Origin of the sequence: Pseudomonas sp. TH04 (assembly GCF_016651355.1) — a bacterium.
Taxonomy (GTDB): domain Bacteria; phylum Pseudomonadota; class Gammaproteobacteria; order Pseudomonadales; family Pseudomonadaceae; genus Aquipseudomonas; species Aquipseudomonas fluorescens.
On sequence record NZ_JAEKEA010000001.1, the window covers coordinates 5,650,141 to 5,669,064 of the forward strand.

Consider the following 18,924-nt stretch of genomic DNA (forward strand, 5'->3'; position numbering starts at 1 on the left):
TCCATGGAATTGCAAATGCGTCAGCGGGCAACGACCGGTGGCGACTGAGGCGCCTGGGGTGTGCGGGCTTCCAGTTGTACGATTTGGTTGAGCAGTACCGGTACATCCAGAATCAAGGCCACCGCGCCGCTGCCCAATATGGTCGAGCCGCTGATGCCGCGCAGTGCGCCGAACAACTTGCCGAGGGGTTTGATCACGGTCTGGAACTCGCCGAGCAGGTCATCCACCACCAGCCCGGCCTTATGCTCGGCGTTGCGCACCACCACCACATTCTGGCGTCGGGCTGCCGGGCCCTCGTGGCTGAAGTGATCGCGCAGGTGCACCAGAGGCAACACTTCGCCACGCAGGTCCAGATAGCCCGTGTCACGGCTGGACTGGCGCTGGTGTTCATCCAGCTCGATACACTCCTGGACCATGTCCAGCGGAATCACATAGGTGGATTGGTCGATGCCGACCAGGAACCCATTGATGATCGCCAGGGTCAGCGGCAAGCGAATGCGCACCACGGTGCCCTGGCCGGGGCGGCTGTCGAGGTCGACGGTGCCGCGCAACAAGGTGATATTGCGCTTGACCACGTCCATGCCGACGCCGCGCCCGGACAGGTTGGTCACGGCCTCGGCAGTGGAGAAACCCGCTTCGAAGATCAGGTTGTAGATCTCCTGATCGGTGAGCAGCGCACCGCTGGCCACCAGCCCGCGTTCCTGGGCCTTTTGCAGGATGCGTTCGCGGTTGAGCCCGGCGCCGTCGTCGGCGATCTCGATGACGATGCTCCCCGAGTCATGGTAGGCATTGAGGCTCAGATAGCCCTTGGCCGATTTGCCGGCCGCACGCCGCGCATCGGCAATTTCGATGCCGTGGTCCATGGCATTGCGCAATAGATGCATCAGCGGGTCGCCGATCTTCTCGACCACGGTTTTGTCCAGTTCGGTTTCCGCGCCGCTGATGATCAGTTCGATGTCCTTGCCCAGTTCCTGGCTGATATCGCGCACCACGCGGCGGAAGCGGTTGAACGTGTCGCCGATGGGGATCATGCGCAAGTGCAGGGCGCCATCGAGGATCTCTTCCACCAGCCCCGAGACCGTCGACGCCGCCTCTTGCAACGGGTCGTTGTTAGAGGAGCGGGCAAGCAGGTTCGCGCCGGCGCTGGCGATCACCAACTCGCCGACCAGATTGATCAACTCGTCGAGCTTGTCGGCGTTGACGCGCACGTAATTGCCGTCACGGGTTTTCGCCTCGCTGGGCGCCACACGCTGCGGTGCGGCAGGCATAAAGGCTGGCTCGGCCTGGGTGACCAGGTCGCCCGCGATGGCCGCCGTGCGCTCAGGCGCTGCGTCGACGGCGCTGATCTGCACTTCACAGTCATCGCGCACAAAGTCGAATACCTCGTTGAGGGTGGCGTGGCTGGCCGTCGAGCGCAGGTCAATCTCGAAGCCCAGATAGCAGCTTTCCGGGTCCCAGCTGGCGGCGGCCGGAATGCGCTCAGTCAAGGTGGTGACCTGCAACAGCGTGCCCAGGGTGTCGAGGTACCGCAGGAACGACAACGGGTCCATGCCGTTGCGGAAGACATCCACGCCGAAGCGCAGGGCAATATGCCAAAGCACTTCGACCGCCGCGTCGTCGTTCACCTCCGCGGTCTCGACGCTCACAGGTGTGGTTTGCAACGGCTGATAGGCACTCAGTGCCTCGCGCAATGCCTCACCGCGCTCCAGCGCGGCGGGCGTCGGCGTCTCACCGCGGTCGGCGACCACTTCGATCAATTCGAGCATGTGGTCGCCGCACCTGAGCAGCAGCGCAATTAATGCGGCATCCACCGCCACACTGCCTTCGCGCAGGCGGTCGAGCACGTCTTCAACGATGTGCGTGAACCCCACGATCGACGCCAGACCGAAAAGCCCCGCCGAACCCTTGATGGTGTGGGCGGCGCGGAAAATCGCGCCAATCGCATCCTGGTCGCCGGGCTCGCTTTCCAGTTGCAGCAGGGATTGCTCCATGGCCTGCAACAGCTCGCGTGCCTCAACGATGAATGTCTGCTGTGCCTGATCGAGATTGATGCTCACCGGGACTTTCCTTGTCGATCAAAAAACGTGGGAAGCGCTGACTACGAGGCCTCAGTGCGACACAGTTGGAGCGCCTGCATGACCACCTGGCTTTGGCCGGTCACGCTCAAGCCGGTACCGCTGATACCGGCCTCACGCCGGATAACCGCGAGCAACTGCAAGCCGGCGCCATCCATTTCCGTGACCTGGGACAGGTCCAGCTCAAGGCGGGGCGCCGCGCCGATCTGCGGCAGCAGCGCACCCGCCAGTTCCGCGACGGTGTAAATCGTCAGCTCACCGTCAATGCGCACGCGGGCAGTGTCGTCGAAGGTTTCGATGGTGATCGGCATGGGAGCCTCCCTGGCGCCGGGGTTCAAGGCAGTATCAGTTTGGACACCGCTGCCAGCATCTGCGCCGGCTGGAACGGCTTGACCACCCAGGCCTTGGCGCCGGCGGCCTGGCCCTCGGCCTTCTTCGACTCCTGGGACTCAGTGGTCAGCATGATGATAGGCGTGAACTTGTAATTGGCCAGCTTCTTGACCTCCTTGACGAAGGTGATGCCGTCCATGTTGGGCATGTTCACATCGCTGATGATCAGGTGCACCTTCTGCCCGGTGAGCTTGCCCAGGGCATCCCGGCCGTCGCTGGCTTCGATCACGTCGTAACCGGCACTTTTCAAGGCAATACCGACCACCTGCCGCACACTGCTGGAGTCGTCGACCACTAATACATTCTTCGCCATGAGGTGCTCCTAAAAGAAAGTAATGTCTTGAGAGTTGTGCTGCACGGCCGCTTCACCATGGTGGATGCGCCGTTGCTCGTCGGTGGCATAGGTGGCTTCCATGCGCGCCAGCCACTGCCGGGCGTCGACGGCGACCGCCTGGTCGGGGGCCTGGCTGGCTTGCAGGAGGTGGTCATGCAACGCGTGCATGTTGTCGCGCACGTGACTGAGGATCTGGCTGACCCGATCCTGGAATTGCAGGTTGACCAGCACCTCGGTCATCTCATCGCGGATGCCGTAGCTTTCCTGCTTGAGCAGGTCGGCGGAGTCGGCCAGACGCCCGGTGATGTTCTGGAAGCGCTCAAGCACCACTTGAATACTGTTTTCGGACTCGGCCACCGAATGGCTGTCCTGGTCGGCATTGCTGGACGCAGCGTGCACCAATTGCGTAATGGCGTTATTGATGATGTCGACCTTGGCCGACATCTGCTGGCCGGTTTCACTGGATTTGCTCGACAGGCTGCGCACGGCATCGGCCACCACTGCGAAGCCACGCCCGGCCTCACCGGCCCGCGCCGCCTCGATGGCGGCGTTGAGGGCCAGCAGGTTGGTTTGTGCAGCAATCGCCGCCACATCAGCGGCCATGGTGCGCAGTTCACCGGTGTAGGCGGTCAGGCTGCGGACCTGGGCCAGGGTTTGGTCACGGCTGCTTTGCGTGGCCTTGAGTGAATTGATCACCTGGCTCAGTTCGCTGTCGCTGCGTGCCAGCGCCTCAAGCGGCCCATCGGCGGCGTGGCCATCCAGTTCACCGGCAGCGTGCTGCGAGGCGTGTACCGTTTCCTGCAAGCGCGTGGCGATCCCGGTAAACCGGTTAGCCAGGCTCACAATCGCTTCTTCGGTCTGATGGCGCGAGCTTTCCACCTGTTTGGCCCAGATCGGCATGGCGCCCAGCAACACCTCATCCAGCTGTGCCCGCGAGGCCATACCGTTGCGCGCCGCGTCCGCCTCGGCCTGATCCGCCTGCGCCCGCGCAATGCCTAGCTGCACGGCGTTACGCTGCGAGCTCGCGCTCCAGGCGCAGGCACCAAGGCCGATCAGCACCAGTACCGCGCAGGCCGCCAGGTTGGCCGCAGAGCTTGATTGCAGCAGTGTCCACACCACGGCGGGTACCACCGGGATCAAAGCGAACCAGCGAAAACGCGGATGACCGAGAGGGGGAGTGTGGCTGGATTGACGCTGGGTCATGAGTTCGATCCTTGAACTGTGTTGCGGGTGGAAATGACATAGGAGTTATCTGCGCGGTGCATCACAACTTTAGACAACCTAACTGCCATCTGTCTGATTTATGACCAGCAGACGACTGTTTCTCGGGTGTGCCCACCGCGTCCATGTCTTGCATGAGCCCAACCAACCGCACCGGCAGGGACCGCGTGCTCAGCAACGGTATTTTTGGCGGCCAAAGGCGCCAGTGTCTTAGCGTAGATCGCAATCACCAGGCGCGCTCAACGCCTGAGCGCTCGACCGCCTAGCGGTCAGCCACGCGACCGGGTGCCTTGGTCTGATGGCCAAGCCTGCGCGGGTCACCGCGTGGCAGGTTCGGCAGGCCTGGGCCGCGTCCGGCCTCAAGCGTCATCACCCGTTCGGTGCATCAAGCGAGGCCGAGTGTGATAAAAAATCAATGCATTAACCGCCCAGGCCACTCGGCCTTTACTTGGCTCAGGAGGCACTATGATTCCTTTCAAAGTAAAACAGCTGGATCACGTCGTCTTGCGTGTACAGGATATTCAACGCAGCTTGGCCTTCTACAGTGAGACCCTCGGTTGCGACGTGGCAAAGCGTCGTGATGACCTGGGCATGATTCACCTGCGTGCGGGAAACTCGATGATTGACCTGGTGGATGTTGCCGGCCCCCTTGGGCAACAGGCCGGGGGCGCGGCAGATCCCGAGCATCGTAACCTTGACCACTTTTGCCTGCGGATAACGCCGTTCATTGAGGCTGACATTCTCACTCATCTACGTAACCACGGCGTGCGAGCCGACAAGGCGGCCAAGCGCTACGGTGCTGAAGGCGAGGGCCCTTCACTCTACTGCTTCGACCCAGACGGTAACCAGGTAGAACTCAAAGGCCCACCTGAGGCATGACGAAGGTCGGTAGGGTGAGTTTGAGTCGTGGTTGGGTGTGTCTGGGCTGAAAGTTCCGACGGAACATTCGTGACGCCACCCCAGGGACTAGATCTGCAAGGAAATCAGGGCGTCGTTTGTAACGTGTCGATGGGGCTGTTTGGGGCGGTTGCCACTCGTGGATGCGAGGCGTCAGCCATTTTTACGAGGGGGTGCTATTGGCCGGTTGCTGCCTGTCACGAACGGCAGAAATCGGCCAATAGCGGTCATCGAATGTCCACAAAACCAATAGCGATTCAAACCCACCCTTTGAATCTACTATCCATCAAGGAAACGAACGCGGGGAGAAAGCTACAGAGAGTGACTGCCGCGATTTACAGCGACCCTTTCGGCGAAAAATGTATATGACAGAGCCTATTCAATCGAAATGCCAAACGATCCGGCGCGCGAAAAGCGCGGATATGCCGACGATAAGTGATTTGTGGTTGCAGACCAGCTTACAAGCTCACAGCTTCGTGGCTGACGAGTATTGGCGCGCCGAGTACGACACCATGTGCCACGAATATTTTCCTGAGTGTGAAGTTTGGTTGCTGGAGGAGAGCGGTCATCTATTGGCGTTTGTGGCACTGCATGGTGACGAGCTGTCGGCACTGTTTGTGACAGCATCAAGGCAGAGGCAGTGCTTGGGCGAACAACTGGTGAGATTTGCGCAGCGCCGCCGGAGCTATTTGGAACTGAGCGTCTATGCGAAGAATCCTCGCGCACTTGCCTTCTACCGCAAGATGGGGTTCGTGCCGATGTGCTTGGGGGCATGTGTGAACACGGATGAAGCGGAATGGCACTTGCGCTGGTCGGTGAATCGCCCCTAGTTTTGTAGTTACCTCCAAGCCACCAGTGAGTCCTGCTGAGCCCTACATAACCGTCCGCTTCTGGCCGGTAGCGGTCTGTTGTCGGGAAGCAAACGCCAACCACGCCGCAAGCGAGCATAACGGCCGCTTTGGTTAGCGTGGCGCGTGATTGCTGGCCCCGCATGAGTGATGTCACAATGACTCGCCACGCTTTGCACGCTCAACGATAAGCGCGTTTCACGGACTATCACCATGCCTAGCCACTGTTGCTGTTCTAACACGCCAGGCCCGCCGAAGAGAGTTCTCCTGGTTCGGCTGCGTCGACTGCTGTGTTTTGTGCTCGTCTGGGGTCAGGCTGTGTGGGCGGGTTCTGGCCCTCAACAGAATGGCGCCGAACAGGTGATTGATGTACAGCTACGTTGGAAACATCAATTCCAGTTCGCGGGCTACTATGCCGCCATCGCAAAGGGCTATTACCGCGAAGAAGGACTGGACGTGCGCTTGCACGAAGGTGGCCCCAATGTCACACCGGTCGAAGAAGTGCTCTCTGGGCGCGCCCAATACGGCGAAGCCAATAGTGAATTGCTCTACGCACGTCTGCATGGGAAGCCGTTGGTAGCGCTGGCGGTGATTTTTCAGCATTCACCTTCCGTGCTCGTGGCTCGCACAGACCAAGGTGTTCGCACTGTGCACGACCTGATCGGCAAGCCGTTGATGCTGATGGATGCACAGACCGATGCCGATTTTCTGGCGATGTTCCGTAGCGAGGGTATCCCCCTCGAAAAACTACAACTGCTACCCAGCAGTTATCAAATTGGGGATCTCGCCAGCGGTAAAGTGACGGCGTTCAACTCGTACCTGACCAACGAGCCCTTCTACCTGCAACAGCGGGGCGTGGAATACAACATCATCTCGCCCGTCACCTACGGGATCGACTTCTACAGCGACATCCTGTTCACCACCCAGGCCGAGATTGACGAACATCCACAGCGGGTCGAGGCTTTCCGCCGCGCTACCCTGCGCGGCTGGCGCTACGCGATGGATAACCCCGAGCAAATCATAGACCTGCTGCTCAATCAGTATTCGGTGAAGAAAAGTCGCGCGCACTTGCAATTCGAAGCTCAGGCCATGCGTCCGCTGGTGATGTCTGACCTGATCGAGATCGGGCATATGAACCCAGGGCGCTGGCAACGTATGGCTGAAACCTTCCTCGAACTGGGTATGGTCGACAATATCGCCGGTCTGGAAAACTTCATTTACGATCCCAACCCGCCACAGCTCATCGAGCGGCTGCGCAAGACCATTGTGCTGATCAGTATCGGCTGTGTGCTTGTCCTGATGTTCGCTCTGGTTCTGTTGAATGCCCAGCGCCATCTGCGCAAGGAGATCAAGTTGCGCAAACTCGCCGAAGAGGAAGTACACAAGCTGGCCTTCTATGACAGCCTGACTGGCTTACCCAATCGCAATAGTTTTATTCCCTTTGCTAATCAGAAGCTGCTGGCCGCAAAGAGCCGTGGAGAACATTTGGCCCTGTGCTATATCGACTTGAATCACTTCAAGCAGATCAATGATCGTTTTGGCCACCAGGCAGGCGATGCCATCCTGATCCACGTAGGCACGGCCATCAAATCCAATATTCGCGAGTTCGAAATAGCCGCGCGCATGGGCGGTGACGAATTCGTAGTGCTGCTCGACGGCGCGCATCACCGAAGCGATATCCAGCGCATCACCCAAGAAATCTGCAAGGCCATCGACCTGTCCATTCCATGGAAAAACAGCCAGATCAAGGTCAGCGCCAGCCTAGGGGTGGCGTGGTATCCGGAAGATGGCGAAGGTCTGGACGATCTGATTTTCAAGGCCGACACCGCCATGTTCAAAAGCAAAGCCAGCATCGCTGCGCAGGTTTGAAGCGGCTTGCGTGGTGCCCCTGCGAAAAGACTTGGTAGTGAGAAACCCGTGCGCCACTGCGGTTTGCGTGCGTGTCGTCCTTCGCATGACGCTTCTAGTCAGGGCCGTGACTGACCTGGATTGTAGAAGCTGAATGATCTATAGCCGCCCAAGGTAATCCTCCGTCCGCTTCTGGCCCAGCGTGGGTAAAAACGCTTGGTCAAAATTGAAGTGCGCGCGTCTACGTTCAATCTGAAGTTTATCGGCACGTCTGCAGAGGTGGGTTTCGCGTAGAAGCGCGATTTTCAGTCCGGTTTTGAACACCTGGCGCGCTCAAAAACGGTTTTACACAGCCTCGACCCTAAGCAGACGTTAGAGCAGGGTAAATAAAGTCGTCCCCTTTCTCCGCATACTGAAACAGCACGGCGTTCACATGCCTACTGGCGCCGGGCAAGACAGGATTGATTGAAGCTCAGTGTGATGACACGAATGGCGACGGGGTTGTCGGTGCAGGCAACGCATACGTCTGTTTCATCCACGCCACCTCCGCTATCGGTGTGCGGCCGAAGAGGCGCTTGAAGTCGCGGCTAAATTGCGAAGCACTTTCATATCCCACCAGAAAGGCCGATTTGGCCGCTGTCAGGTCGTTACGCAGCATCAGTAATCGCGCTTGATGCAACCGCGTCGACTTGAGGTACTGCATAGGCGAGGAATCCGTCACCTTGCGAAAATGTAGATGAAAGTTAGGCACACTCATCTGCGCTTCCTGGGCCAGGTCTTCTACATCCAGATGCTCGTGGTAACAGCGGTGAATTTTGTAAATGGCACGCGTCACCTTGCCGAACTGACCCCGCTGGGCGATGGCCGCGCGTAGGGTGCCGCCTTGTTCGCCGGTGAGGATGCGGTAGTAGAGTTCGCGCAGCATCGCCGGGCCAAGGATTTGCGCGTCGGTGCGGTCGCCCATCACTTCCAGAAAATGCAGGGTCGACTGGCGTAGCGGTTCATCCATGGGCGAGGCGTACATGCCCATCGGCTGAGCCACACTTATGTTCCAGACCTTATCGACCTGCTGAATCAACTCGCCGGCCAGGGCGAAATCCAGACGCAGGTAAATCGCCAGCATCGGCTCCGCCTCGCTGGCATCGGTCTCTATTGTAAAAGGCACTGGCACCGATACCACCAGATAATGCTGGGCGTCATAGACGTAAATTTCATCACCCAGATAACCGCGTTTCTGCCCCTGACAGAGAATGACAATTCCCGGCTCATACAAAACCGGCGTGCGCGTCAGCGGCCGGTTGGAACGCAGAAAACGCACATCATCCAGCGGGCTCAGGTTGTAACCCTCCAACGGTGCAAGCTGGCTCATCAACTGCACGATACGCGCTGTGCTCGGGCTCTCGGGTTTCGGCATCGACATTACGTCCTCCCCTTTCATGCTCAGCCGTCCGTAGAACAGCTAAGCGTCTCCCATTGCTCAATACTCTCCGCCGTCCGGTGCAGCTTGTCACGCACCAGAGCCAGGGCATCGCTGCCCAACAGTAAGTGAGCCGGTGGGTTGGGGCTCGCGATAATCGTCAGCATCGCGCGTGCGGCTTTTTGTGGATCGCCCAGTTGATGGCCGCTTTTTTCCTCACGGGCTTTTCGTACCGGGTCGAAAGTCGCATCGTAGTCACTGATGCTGCGCGGCGTACGCTGCATCGAACGACCTGCCCAGTCCGTTCGGAACGACCCCGGCGCCACAGCCGTGACAAAAATATTGAAGGGTGCAAGCTCCTTGCTCAACGTGTCAGAGATGCCCTCCAGTGCAAATTTGCTGCCGCAGTAATAAGCAATGCCCGGCATGGTGATATAGCCGCCCATGGACGTGATATTCAGGATATGCCCCGCCCGCCGCTGGCGAAAATACGGCACGAATGCCTTGGTCATCGCCACCGCGCCGAATACATTGACGTCGAACTGGCGGCGCATTTCCGCCAACGACGACTCCTCGAAAATCCCCTCGTGGCCATACCCCGCGTTGTTAACCAGCACATCCACAGGGCCATACTGATCCTCAACAGCGGCGACCACTGCGTCAATGGCATTAAAGTCGGTAACGTCCAGCACCACACAATGGGCCCGACCAGGCGAGAGCGCCTGGAAGATTGCCAAAGAGGATTCGCTGCGGACAGTGCCGATCACTCGATGGCCTTGGGCGAGAGCTTCCTTAGCCAGGGCCTGGCCGAAGCCGCTACTCACGCCGGTGATAAAAATGGTTTTTTCTGCACTCATGGGACGCACTCCTGAAGATATAAGGTGAGGCCATGCTAGGGCGGAGAGCGGTTGGGGGACTATGCCGGATTGGATTTTAGTATTGCCTGATTCTATCGGAGTGCTCGGTGAGCAACCTGAAGTCTGATGACAGGAAACGAGACCAAAGAAGGAGATAGGGGGCAGACCACCATTATTGAAAACGTGGTCTGACTACTATTCTCTTATTCTCCGCCTCAAACTGGCAGAGAGGCTTCAAAGTTTTCTTCTCCGTCGAGCCATTGTTGGGCGTTAAGAATGAGACGCTCCATTTCCTCAATAGCATCGTATTCCGCCTGATCTTCGTCAAAACCGAAGTAGGCGCCCCAACTGTCATCCCCCTCTCTGAGATCTTTGATCCTTCTGCTAAATGTGTCCTCTCCTAACATTCTCCCCATATAATCTATTTTGAACGGCTTCATGCCGCCGAATTTCAGATGAGATAATAGGCTTTGTATAAAAAAACTCGACTGACTTTCTAGTTCGGACGCGCTGCTTTTGGAATACAAGACTGGTACGAGTCTCTTATTTTCATTTCTAGTGTATCGAGTGTATGCAAACGCCCTGTTTATAACGCATGCACAGGTTAAATGCTGAAATGGCCGCATTATCAGTTCACCTGGTGCGCCTTGAGCTTGTGCATTATAGTCCGTGTAGAAGTTTGCTATTTTCTCATAAATTGCGTCGCTCTTTAATGCGCTTTGAAAAGCGAATATACCTTTAAAGAACGGAGGCTCATAATCGTCTAAATAGGACGTTGAATGTAACAGCTCCAACGCAGACTCAAGATTGCTAGAGGTTAGCTCGGTCTTGACTTCAATGACGGCACGCACCGACTCTTCAGGTACAATTACAAGGTCCCCTTCGCGGAATATAGGTGCGTAGTCAACGCGATCATATATCAATATATCGATTTGCCGAGAGAGTCCGAAAATGAAACCTGTTGCAACGTGATAGCGCTCAGGCAAGTGCTTTCTGAGTAAACTTTGAAGTAGGTTTTCACGATAAGTCCCCACGGTGGGGCCATGATCAATGATGAATCTGACACGCTGGCTCAACGATGCTAGTTCCCCAGCGATCGTCGCAGAAAACTTTCGCTGTTTTTCTCGAGTTCGCTGAGCGGGAGAAAGAGAGAATGAAACACCATCTTTTTTACATGATGCAATTACGAATTCAGCAGCAGTAAGGCAGCGTAATATCCAAGGGACCTGAGCATCACTATCGAATCCGTATTTGTTTCTGTGCTCGAGTATCGCCTGGGTGAGTGCGTCGAGTGTTAATGTTTTTTGGCTGCCGAGTAATGCGCAAACCAAATCGCCCACACGTCGCATTGATGCTGCAAGTTCTTTGTGGTGTTCAGGTGTGAAGAACGAAAAGGGATAGATCAATAATGTATGCTGCTTGGTTATTGGAACCCAGCGAAGATTTTTATCACTGATAAATTCATTTTGAGGCGCTAGCACATAGTGAAGATTTGTTATTTGTCTGATTCTATAACAAGCTATTTTATCCCAGGGGTCTTCCGTAGAGACGCAAATATCGGAGACTTTCAGTTCCATCGACTATTTTCCTTAATCAAAAAGCGTGTCTCGTAAACGTATGCGGCTGCTGTTGGTAGGTTTGCTGGTAATGTTTTTTGTGTGATGGGTACGTTAATTACCAGCTCTAAAAAAATCCGCCACTGTGCCATCTAGCAAGCCAGTCAGCGTAGCCCTTGCCCGAATGAACTCTTGGTTAAGCTCTACGGAAGTTTGAAATCGCTGCTCGAAACTGTCGAATATCGCGTTGGCTTTTTTTGGGCAGGAGGGGATGGTAGGCGCAAAAAGTTTTAGAGTTGTAATCGCGTCGAAATATATGACCTCGGTGTCCGGCAGGAATTTAGTTGCCTTGGCCTCAATCAACCTCCCAAAAGATTGGTTCGCGCCCGATATTACGGGGGCTATCATTACCCATGCCTCAGGCAGTTTGTTTAACGATTTTCTATTTATTACGTGGTCGGCATCTAAGGTCTGATCCAACTGAAAAAGCAAGTGTGCGCTTTTGATTGCTGTCTGCTGGCTTTGTGCAGCATCCATGAAGTTAGAGGCTTGCTGATGAAACTCCTGTGACAGTCGTTTGCGCTTCGCGTCACTAATATTTTTTCGAATGTCTTTTGCTTCAAGTGCCCTCGCCAGCCCAGTACAGTACTCGGCCGCCAACTTATGGTGTTCCAGCAGGCTCGTTGAGCGATGAGTATTGATCCATGCAATGATGGCATTTCTGTACAGGTTTGATTTTGCTCGAACCCAAACGAATTGTTGGCCCCTTAAGAGCTCGCAACCCTCCTTGCTCCCAATCGTTATGAGCGCTTGAGTTTTTGACAGGCCCGGAATAGGGCAGATCTCTTGTTTTTTTGTATCCGCCCACGCCAGTAGTTCCTTCTGTGACTTGAACGCTGCTGGTAAGGCTCTAAATGTCTTGCTCATCTCAAACGCTACAAGTAAGGACATTTGAAATTGTAAGTAAATATAGTTTAGAAAGGACCATCTGGCGTTGTCCTTAGATACCGCGACTAGCTCTTCGTACTGCACCAAAGCGCTTCTGTTTAACTTGAAATTCATTGCCTTCCTTGTTTGCGGTTTTTAGGTTGGAGTGTTGTCGCGTTACATAATCTGTCGCTTTTCACGATAGGGGCCTTTTACTTTCCCCCTCAATAGTGGTCGAACAGTGAGCGTTGTACACGGCATGCGTCTTACACTGATAAGTCGGTAAAAGGTAGCTTAAGGCCATCATTGGCGTCTACCTCGGAGCAATCCTGTGCGCCAGCTTTTCTCTTCAGGCAGGTCCTGGGGAATGTTTGCTTTGGATTGTTTTCAGTGTTTCAACGCCAAAAAAAATGGTGGTCAAGCACAGTCCTGTTCTTTCATGCCTTCTTGCCCCGTGGCTTTCAGCACCAGGGCGCGCGTGAATACCCCAGCAAAACCAAAAAAATCGCCGATTCGCCATCAACCTCATCACAACAAATCGGCGATTTTTCCGGCCGTACTGTTGAGCCTTTAGCCGCCAGCGACAGCGGCCTCGCGCTCCATCAGTCTATCCATCAACAACACCCCCAACTCACTCAACTGGTGAATCGCCAGCGCCACATCGCGCTGTTTCCCGGTCAGGTCTTCTGACAGGTCGAGCAGCAAGGTGGTGACGGAGGAAAAGGTTTCATAGCTGTTGGTGATCAGGGTTTCGCTGCTGGCGTCGGCGGCAACGCTGAACAAACCCGGTGGTGATGACGGTGGAGCGGTTTCTGGATTCAGGTAGTGATCAATCGCACGATGCGCAGCCTGATTGAGTTTCAGGTCCGGTTCGTTCGGAGGGTTGGGCGTAACTTTGAACATACTTGGAATTTCCCACTTTAGGGCCGCCACCTCTGAGCTACTAAACAAAGGGGTGGCAGCTGTGCGCAGGTTAGTAGACCGGGGAATTCCAAGAAAGCCGGCGCGCCCGAGGACGCCCTGCACACAGCCACCATCAAGCACGGACTAGACCGTCCGAAAGATGATGCTTATGCACTGACTGGAATAACCCCAGGCTACTAAACCCGATCACTGAGTGTTCAGCGACCGAGCAACCTTAGAGACGCCCACTCAAGCGCACAAGCCGGCGGATTCTGACGCAAGCGTAGGCAAGGGAGCAAGGCGCTGTCGCCTCGGACCTTGCTGTTTCAGGGCTTGTTGTAGGACATGTACGCATTCTGCAAAACAATATGGTCGGCCACGTACTTCGCGTCGTGCCAAACCCCATAGATAAACGACGACGCGCGGTTCACCAGGTTCGGCAGGCCGAGGAAATAAATCCCGCTTTGTGCCGAGATCCCGCGCTTGTGAAACGGCTCGCCTTTTTCGTCGAACGCATCGACCTTCAACCAACTGAAATCGAACGTGAAGCCGGTGGCCCAGAGAATGCTGGTCACGCCGGCCTCGGCGAGGTCCAGGCTCAGGATCGGGTTAACCAGGCAGTCCGGGTCGGGCAGCAGCTGCCAGGCTTGCGGTTCGAGGGGGAACGCCAGACCGTTGGCTTCGATGTAGGCGTCGGCGTCGCGCAGTACATCAAAGTAGGCGCGGTCGCCTTCCGCCACGTTGTCGGCCAGGCCCGGTGCAAAGGTCATCACGCCGTCGTCCCAGCTGCGCGTCACGCCGACCAGGTTGATGCCTTGGTGCGCCAGGCGGCGGAAGTCGACGGTCTTACCGCCTTCGTAGCCGCTGACGGCAAAGGCCACGTGCTTTTTCTTGGGCTGTATTTTGACTTCGTCCCACAAGCCCAGGGCGCCAAGCCACCAGCAGTAGTCGCGGCTGCGGTAGGCGCGGGGCGGGCGGTAGTGTTCGCCCACGGAGAGGTACACGGTCCTGCCGGCCTTTTGCAGTTCTTCGGCGATTTGTGAGCCGGAGGCGCCGGCGCCTACCACCAGCACTGCGCCTTCGGGTAACTGAGCAGGATTTTTGTAGGCCGAGGAGTGCAGTTGGTGCACCGGCGCCGTGGCGGGAACGATAGCCGGCATCGACGGGCGCTGGAACGGGCCGGTGGCGGCCACGACATTATTGGCCTCGATCACGCCTGCGGAGGTGGTGACTTTGAAGCCGGGGCGGCCTACGTGGCGTTCCACGTGTTGGACTTCCACACCGGTGCGCACGGGGGCCTGCAATTTTTTAACATAGGCTTCGAAGTAGTCGGCCATGCGCTCTTTGGGCGGGAAGGCTTCGGGCGAGATGCCTTCAAATGTCAGCCCCGGAAAGCGGTCGTGCCAGGCCGGGCCGTTGGCGACCAGCGAATCCCAACGCTCCGAGCGCCAGCGTTCGGCGATGCGGTGGCGTTCCAGCACGATGTGGGGCACACCCATCAGGGACAGGTGTTCGCTCATGGCGACGCCGGCCTGGCCTGCGCCGACTACCAGCGTGTTGATTGTTTCGACGGACATAGGCGTTTCCTGAGAGTAAGGGGTTGTCTGTAACACCGAAGATCCCGTGTGGAAGCTGGCGGTGTTTTCGAGCCGGTATTTACGGTTTGAGCAACGCGGCCAGCGCCGTCAGTGCCAGTTCATAACCCAACGCCCCCAACCCGGCGATCACGCCGGTGGCGGCCTTGGACACGTAGGAGTAATGCCTGAAGTGCTCGCGCTGCCAGATGTTGCTCATGTGCGCTTCGATGATCGGGCCGTCGAACGTCAGCAGTGCGTCGAGGATCGGCACGGAGCTGTAGGTGAGCCCGGCGGCGTTGATCACGATGGCGTCGGCGTGCAGCCGGGCCTCTTGAATCCAGTCCACCAGCACGCCTTCGTGGTTGCTTTGGCGAAAGTCCAGGGCCAGGCCCAGCCCGGCGGCGTGGTGCTGGCAGCGCGCTTCGATGCTGGCGAAACTCTCGCTGCCGTAGGTGCCGTGTTTGTCCAGCCCGTAGAGGTTGGCGTTCGGCCCATTGAGGAAAAACACGCGGTGGGGCATGGGGCTCTCCCGATTAATGGGCGACGGTCAGCAGCACTGTGCCTGCCTGGGGCGTCGGCACCCGGCGCACTACCTGGTGCAGCACGTCAGGCCCGCCCGGCTCGCGGGCAATCATCGCTTTCATACGCTCCAGTCATCCGGCACAACGGCGATCACATCGATTTCCATCAGCCATTCCGGCTGGCCCAGGCCGGAAATCACCAGGCCGGTGGAAATCGGGAACACGCCTTTGAGCCATTTACCCACTTCCTGATACACCGGCTCGCGGTAACGCGGGTCGATCAGGTAGGTGGTGGTTTTGACGATATGCGACAGGTCGGAGCCTGCCTCTTCAAGCAGTTGCTTGACGTTTTTCATCGCCTGTTCGGCCTGGGCGCGTGGGTCGCCGAGGCCGACCAGGTTGCCGTCGAAATCGGTGCCGATCTGGCCGCGCACATAAACGGTGTTGCCGGCGCGCACGGCCTGGCACAGGTCGTTGTCCAGCGCCTGGTTAGGGTAGGTCTGGCGGGTGTTGAACATGCGGATGCGGGTGTGGGTGGGCATGGCGGGCAACTCATCGAACGCGGGATGAAACAAGCTTCACATCGCCCTCGTTCTCGCGAAACCAGCATTTGCGCGGGGTAGTGCTTAGGAAAAACCGAAGCCTGTGCCCCTCATCGGCACAGCGCAGGGCCGGCGATGACCCGGCACGAACCCTGCAACGCGACCCCTACAGTCATTGTTGAGGGGCAGGCGTAATGCTCAGTCGGATTACTCAGCGTCAACTGGAGTATTTTGTGGCGTCGGGAGAGGCCGGCAGCATCAGTGCTGCGGCTGAACGCATCCATGTGTCATCGCCTTCCATCTCGGCGGCCATCACCCATATGGAGGCCGAGCTGGGCATTCAGCTGTTTATTCGGCACCATGCGCAGGGTATTTCCCTCACGGCGGTGGGGCGCCAGGTGATGCAGGAGGCCAAGCTGATTCTGGAGCAGATGACCAACCTCTACACCATCGCCTCGGAGTCGTTGAACACCGTGCGCGGGCCGTTGCGGGTGGGCTGCCTGGAGTCGCTGGCACCGATGATCACGCCCGAGTTGGTGTTCGGCTTTGGCCGTGCGTTTCCTGGCGTGCGGCTGACCCAGGCCGAAGGCAACCATGAGGAACTGCTGGAAAAACTGCGCAGCGGCGAGCTGGACATCGCGCTGACCTACGACCTGGTGACCAGCCCGGACATCGACTTCCAACCCCTGGCGCACCTGCCGCCGTATGTGATGGTCGGCGAGTATCACCCGCTGGCGAACCTGCCGGCGGTGAGCATGCAGGACCTTGAGGCGTATCCGGTGGTGTTGCTCGACACGCCCTGGAGCCGCGACTATTTCCTCAGCCTGTTCATGCAGGCGGGCACCACGCCAAACATCATCATGCGCTCCACCAACCTCGAAACGGTGCGGGCGATGGTGGGCAATGGCATTGGTTATTCGTTTGCCAATGCACGGCCCAAATCGAACCTGTCCCAGGATGGCAAGCGCGTGATTCGCCTGCGCCTGGCCGGCGCCCATCGGCCGATGCGGCTGGGCTACGCCACGGCGAGCAACACGCAGCTGTCGCGCGTGGTGGCGGCGTTTGCCGAGCGCTGCCGGCTGTTTGTGTCCGACCAGTACATCCCCGGCATGGCCCCGCCGAGCTTTTTTGACCCGCATGCGGTGCGGGTGCTGGGTGGTGTGAGCTGAGTTTGCACCAAAAGGTGGCGGGCGCGGTGTGGCGCATCCAGGCGCGCACTGTTTCGGGCAGGGCGTAAACCTTCCAGCACCACCTGTTCAGTGTGGGCGCTGGCTTGCCTGCGATACAGGCACCGAGGTGTGGCAGGTCCACTCAGGTGATGCCATCGCAGGCAGGCAAGCCAGCGGCCACATGGGAATGTCGGTGTTTCCTGGCTGCATAGGTTCTGCCTACCCAGTGGGCCGGGTTTTACGAATTGACCCCAAGTGCCTCCCCCCACGACTCTCATCCCATCGATGCAGATCAACTTCTTTTGAGTTCAAGGCACCGCGACGATGACATTCGACTGGAACTACCTGTTTGGTTTGCTCGGCGACGCCGAGTTCTGGCGAGCCACATGGACGGTGATCAAGCTCAGCACCCTGACCTGGCTCTTAAGCATTGCCCTGGGCTTTCTGTTGGCGCTGGCCAAGCAATCCAAACAGCCGCTGCTCAGCCTGCCGGCCCGTGGCTATATCTGGTTGTTCCGCAGCTTGCCGTTGCTGGTGCTGCTGATCTTTATCTACAACTTGCCCCAGGCGCTGCCGGGTACGTCGGCGGTGCTCGCCGACCCGTTCTGGTCCGGCCTGTTGGCGCTGGTGATTTGCGAAACGGCGTATGTGGCCGAGATCCATCGCGGCGGTTTGCTGTCGATTCCCAAAGGGCAGGGCGAGGCGGCGCGGGCGCTCGGCTTGAAGTTCTTCGGCACCCAGTGGCGCGTGGTCATTCCCCAGGCCTTGCGGGTGGCGTTGCCGTCGCTGGCCAACGAATACATCTCGATCGTCAAGCTCACGTCGCTGGTGTCGGTGATCTCGCTGACCGAAATCCTGATGGTCGGCCAGCGCCTGTATTCGCAGAACTTCCTGGTCATCGAAACCATGGCGGCGGTGGCGTTCTTCTACGTGTTGATCGTCACTGTGTTCGATTTTTTGCTCAAGCGCCTGGAGCGCTTTCTCGACGTCAACCAACGCAACGTGTCCCGTGTGCCGGACGCGGCGGTGCTGGCCCTGGCCACGCAACAGGGCCCAGCGTTGCAGCGCCCGGCGAGCACCGGTGCATCGGCGTTGCAAGCCACGCGGTTGCACAAGGCTTACAACGATATTGAAGTGCTGGGCTCGGTCAATTTGCAGATTCAGCCGGGTGAAGTGGTGTCGGTGATCGGCCCGTCCGGCTCCGGCAAGACCACGTTGATCCGCCTGCTCAATGGCCTTGAACAGCTGGACAACGGCGAGATCACGATCAATGGCCAGCCGTTCATTCACCTCAACAAAGTCGGTGCGCAGAAACCCGAGTACTTCGAGCACGCCGAGCATCGCCTAAACATCGGCATGGTGTTCCAGAGCTTCAACCTGTTCCCGCATTTGAGTGTGCTCGACAACCTGCTGATGGCGCCCAAATACCATCGCCTGGGGCGTACCGACGCGCTCAAGCAACAGGCCTACGCGCTGTTGCACAAGGTGGGCATGCTCGACCACGCCTGGAAGTACCCGCACCAGTTATCCGGCGGCCAGCAACAGCGTGTGGCCATCGCCCGCGCCTTGATGATGCGCCCGCAAATCATGCTGTTCGACGAGCCCACCTCGGCGCTCGACCCCGAAAAAGTCAACGAAGTGCTGCAGGTCATCGAAGCCCTGGCCGGGGAGGGCATCACCATGGTGATCGTCACCCACGAGATGAACTTCGCCTTCAAGGTCTCCGACCGCATCGTGTTCATGGAGAAGGGCCGTGTGGTGTGCGACGACACCCCGCAGGCGTTGCGCAGCGGCCACAACCCACGCGTGGAGGCGTTCCTCAAGGACGTCTCGCTGGCGTGA

17 protein-coding genes are annotated in these 18,924 nt (G+C 57.9%); 5 read left to right on the forward strand and 12 right to left on the reverse strand.

Annotated elements, in window-relative coordinates; genetic code table 11:
• Nucleotides 1–20: 20 nt before the first annotated feature.
• The 4 genes from JFT85_RS25470 to JFT85_RS25485 are packed head-to-tail and all read right to left on the reverse strand — an operon-like array spanning nucleotide 21 to nucleotide 4,002.
• Nucleotides 21–2,057, reverse strand: a complete 2,037-nt coding sequence (locus JFT85_RS25470) for a chemotaxis protein CheA (RefSeq protein ID WP_187601524.1) — start codon at nucleotides 2,055–2,057, stop codon at nucleotides 21–23.
• Between the two features lie 41 nt (nucleotides 2,058–2,098).
• Nucleotides 2,099–2,386, reverse strand: coding sequence for an STAS domain-containing protein (locus JFT85_RS25475; RefSeq protein WP_053257161.1), 288 nt, complete (start codon nucleotides 2,384–2,386; stop codon nucleotides 2,099–2,101).
• A 23-nt stretch (nucleotides 2,387–2,409) separates the two neighbouring features.
• The gene (locus JFT85_RS25480) at nucleotides 2,410–2,778 is read right to left on the reverse strand and encodes a response regulator (RefSeq protein WP_053257160.1); all 369 of its coding nucleotides are present in this window, start codon (nucleotides 2,776–2,778) and stop codon (nucleotides 2,410–2,412) included.
• A gap of 9 nt (nucleotides 2,779–2,787) precedes the next feature.
• Nucleotides 2,788–4,002: a methyl-accepting chemotaxis protein gene (locus JFT85_RS25485; RefSeq protein WP_053257159.1), complete on the reverse strand. Its 1,215-nt coding sequence runs from the start codon at nucleotides 4,000–4,002 to the stop codon at nucleotides 2,788–2,790.
• 483 nt (nucleotides 4,003–4,485) lie between these two features.
• On the opposite strand from JFT85_RS25485, the gene JFT85_RS25490 reads away from it, so the two are divergent.
• From JFT85_RS25490 to JFT85_RS25500, 3 genes are all read left to right on the forward strand, one after another.
• Nucleotides 4,486–4,899 carry a VOC family protein gene (locus tag JFT85_RS25490; RefSeq protein ID WP_187601523.1) on the forward strand — a complete coding sequence of 138 codons (414 nt, stop codon included), beginning with the start codon at nucleotides 4,486–4,488 and terminating at the stop codon, nucleotides 4,897–4,899.
• A 383-nt stretch (nucleotides 4,900–5,282) separates the two neighbouring features.
• Nucleotides 5,283–5,747 carry a GNAT family N-acetyltransferase gene (locus JFT85_RS25495; protein WP_169875120.1) on the forward strand — a complete coding sequence of 155 codons (465 nt, stop codon included), beginning with the start codon at nucleotides 5,283–5,285 and terminating at the stop codon, nucleotides 5,745–5,747.
• Between the two features lie 378 nt (nucleotides 5,748–6,125).
• Complete coding sequence (locus JFT85_RS25500; protein WP_342366997.1) at nucleotides 6,126–7,634, forward strand: ABC transporter substrate-binding protein; 1,509 nt, start codon at nucleotides 6,126–6,128, stop codon at nucleotides 7,632–7,634.
• Nucleotides 7,635–8,085: 451 nt separating this feature from the next.
• Here the strand turns inward: JFT85_RS25500 and JFT85_RS25505 are convergent, their stop codons facing one another.
• The 8 genes from JFT85_RS25505 to JFT85_RS25540 form a co-directional block, all read right to left on the reverse strand.
• Nucleotides 8,086–9,027: an AraC family transcriptional regulator gene (locus tag JFT85_RS25505; protein ID WP_187602322.1), complete on the reverse strand. Its 942-nt coding sequence runs from the start codon at nucleotides 9,025–9,027 to the stop codon at nucleotides 8,086–8,088.
• 26 nt (nucleotides 9,028–9,053) lie between these two features.
• Nucleotides 9,054–9,887, reverse strand: coding sequence for an oxidoreductase (locus JFT85_RS25510; protein WP_053257151.1), 834 nt, complete (start codon nucleotides 9,885–9,887; stop codon nucleotides 9,054–9,056).
• Between the two features lie 215 nt (nucleotides 9,888–10,102).
• Nucleotides 10,103–11,464 (reverse strand): DUF6602 domain-containing protein, encoded by a 1,362-nt coding sequence (locus JFT85_RS25515; protein ID WP_187602321.1) that lies wholly within the window; start codon nucleotides 11,462–11,464, stop codon nucleotides 10,103–10,105.
• Nucleotides 11,465–11,557: 93 nt separating this feature from the next.
• A complete protein-coding gene (locus tag JFT85_RS25520; RefSeq protein WP_169875123.1) occupies nucleotides 11,558–12,505 on the reverse strand; it encodes a hypothetical protein in 948 nt (315 codons plus the stop codon).
• Nucleotides 12,506–12,940: 435 nt separating this feature from the next.
• The gene (locus tag JFT85_RS25525; RefSeq protein ID WP_069550992.1) at nucleotides 12,941–13,273 is read right to left on the reverse strand and encodes a DUF6124 family protein; all 333 of its coding nucleotides are present in this window, start codon (nucleotides 13,271–13,273) and stop codon (nucleotides 12,941–12,943) included.
• A gap of 326 nt (nucleotides 13,274–13,599) precedes the next feature.
• Entirely contained in the window at nucleotides 13,600–14,850 is a 1,251-nt protein-coding gene (locus JFT85_RS25530) for a flavin-containing monooxygenase (protein ID WP_073638963.1), read from the reverse strand.
• Nucleotides 14,851–14,929: 79 nt separating this feature from the next.
• Nucleotides 14,930–15,370, reverse strand: a complete 441-nt coding sequence (locus tag JFT85_RS25535) for a type II 3-dehydroquinate dehydratase (protein ID WP_069550990.1) — start codon at nucleotides 15,368–15,370, stop codon at nucleotides 14,930–14,932.
• A gap of 120 nt (nucleotides 15,371–15,490) precedes the next feature.
• Nucleotides 15,491–15,913, reverse strand: a complete 423-nt coding sequence (locus JFT85_RS25540) for a RidA family protein (RefSeq protein ID WP_053257146.1) — start codon at nucleotides 15,911–15,913, stop codon at nucleotides 15,491–15,493.
• A gap of 194 nt (nucleotides 15,914–16,107) precedes the next feature.
• On the opposite strand from JFT85_RS25540, the gene JFT85_RS25545 reads away from it, so the two are divergent.
• The gene (locus JFT85_RS25545) at nucleotides 16,108–17,082 is read left to right on the forward strand and encodes a LysR family transcriptional regulator (RefSeq protein WP_169875125.1); all 975 of its coding nucleotides are present in this window, start codon (nucleotides 16,108–16,110) and stop codon (nucleotides 17,080–17,082) included.
• 324 nt (nucleotides 17,083–17,406) lie between these two features.
• Nucleotides 17,407–18,924: an amino acid ABC transporter permease/ATP-binding protein gene (locus JFT85_RS25550; RefSeq protein WP_187602320.1), complete on the forward strand. Its 1,518-nt coding sequence runs from the start codon at nucleotides 17,407–17,409 to the stop codon at nucleotides 18,922–18,924.

Coding starts and splice junctions, on each gene's coding strand:
- JFT85_RS25475 (WP_053257161.1), bottom strand. CDS start 2,386: ATGCCGATCACCATCGAAACCTTCGACGACACTGCCCGCGTGCGCATT.
- JFT85_RS25480 (WP_053257160.1), bottom strand. CDS start 2,778: ATGGCGAAGAATGTATTAGTGGTCGACGACTCCAGCAGTGTGCGGCAG.
- JFT85_RS25485 (WP_053257159.1), bottom strand. CDS start 4,002: ATGACCCAGCGTCAATCCAGCCACACTCCCCCTCTCGGTCATCCGCGT.
- JFT85_RS25490 (WP_187601523.1), top strand. CDS start 4,486: ATGATTCCTTTCAAAGTAAAACAGCTGGATCACGTCGTCTTGCGTGTA.
- JFT85_RS25495 (WP_169875120.1), top strand. CDS start 5,283: ATGACAGAGCCTATTCAATCGAAATGCCAAACGATCCGGCGCGCGAAA.
- JFT85_RS25505 (WP_187602322.1), bottom strand. CDS start 9,027: ATGCCGAAACCCGAGAGCCCGAGCACAGCGCGTATCGTGCAGTTGATG.
- JFT85_RS25510 (WP_053257151.1), bottom strand. CDS start 9,887: ATGAGTGCAGAAAAAACCATTTTTATCACCGGCGTGAGTAGCGGCTTC.
- JFT85_RS25515 (WP_187602321.1), bottom strand. CDS start 11,464: ATGGAACTGAAAGTCTCCGATATTTGCGTCTCTACGGAAGACCCCTGG.
- JFT85_RS25520 (WP_169875123.1), bottom strand. CDS start 12,505: ATGAATTTCAAGTTAAACAGAAGCGCTTTGGTGCAGTACGAAGAGCTA.
- JFT85_RS25525 (WP_069550992.1), bottom strand. CDS start 13,273: ATGTTCAAAGTTACGCCCAACCCTCCGAACGAACCGGACCTGAAACTC.
- JFT85_RS25530 (WP_073638963.1), bottom strand. CDS start 14,850: ATGTCCGTCGAAACAATCAACACGCTGGTAGTCGGCGCAGGCCAGGCC.
- JFT85_RS25535 (WP_069550990.1), bottom strand. CDS start 15,370: ATGCCCCACCGCGTGTTTTTCCTCAATGGGCCGAACGCCAACCTCTAC.
- JFT85_RS25540 (WP_053257146.1), bottom strand. CDS start 15,913: ATGCCCACCCACACCCGCATCCGCATGTTCAACACCCGCCAGACCTAC.
- JFT85_RS25545 (WP_169875125.1), top strand. CDS start 16,108: ATGCTCAGTCGGATTACTCAGCGTCAACTGGAGTATTTTGTGGCGTCG.
- JFT85_RS25550 (WP_187602320.1), top strand. CDS start 17,407: ATGACATTCGACTGGAACTACCTGTTTGGTTTGCTCGGCGACGCCGAG.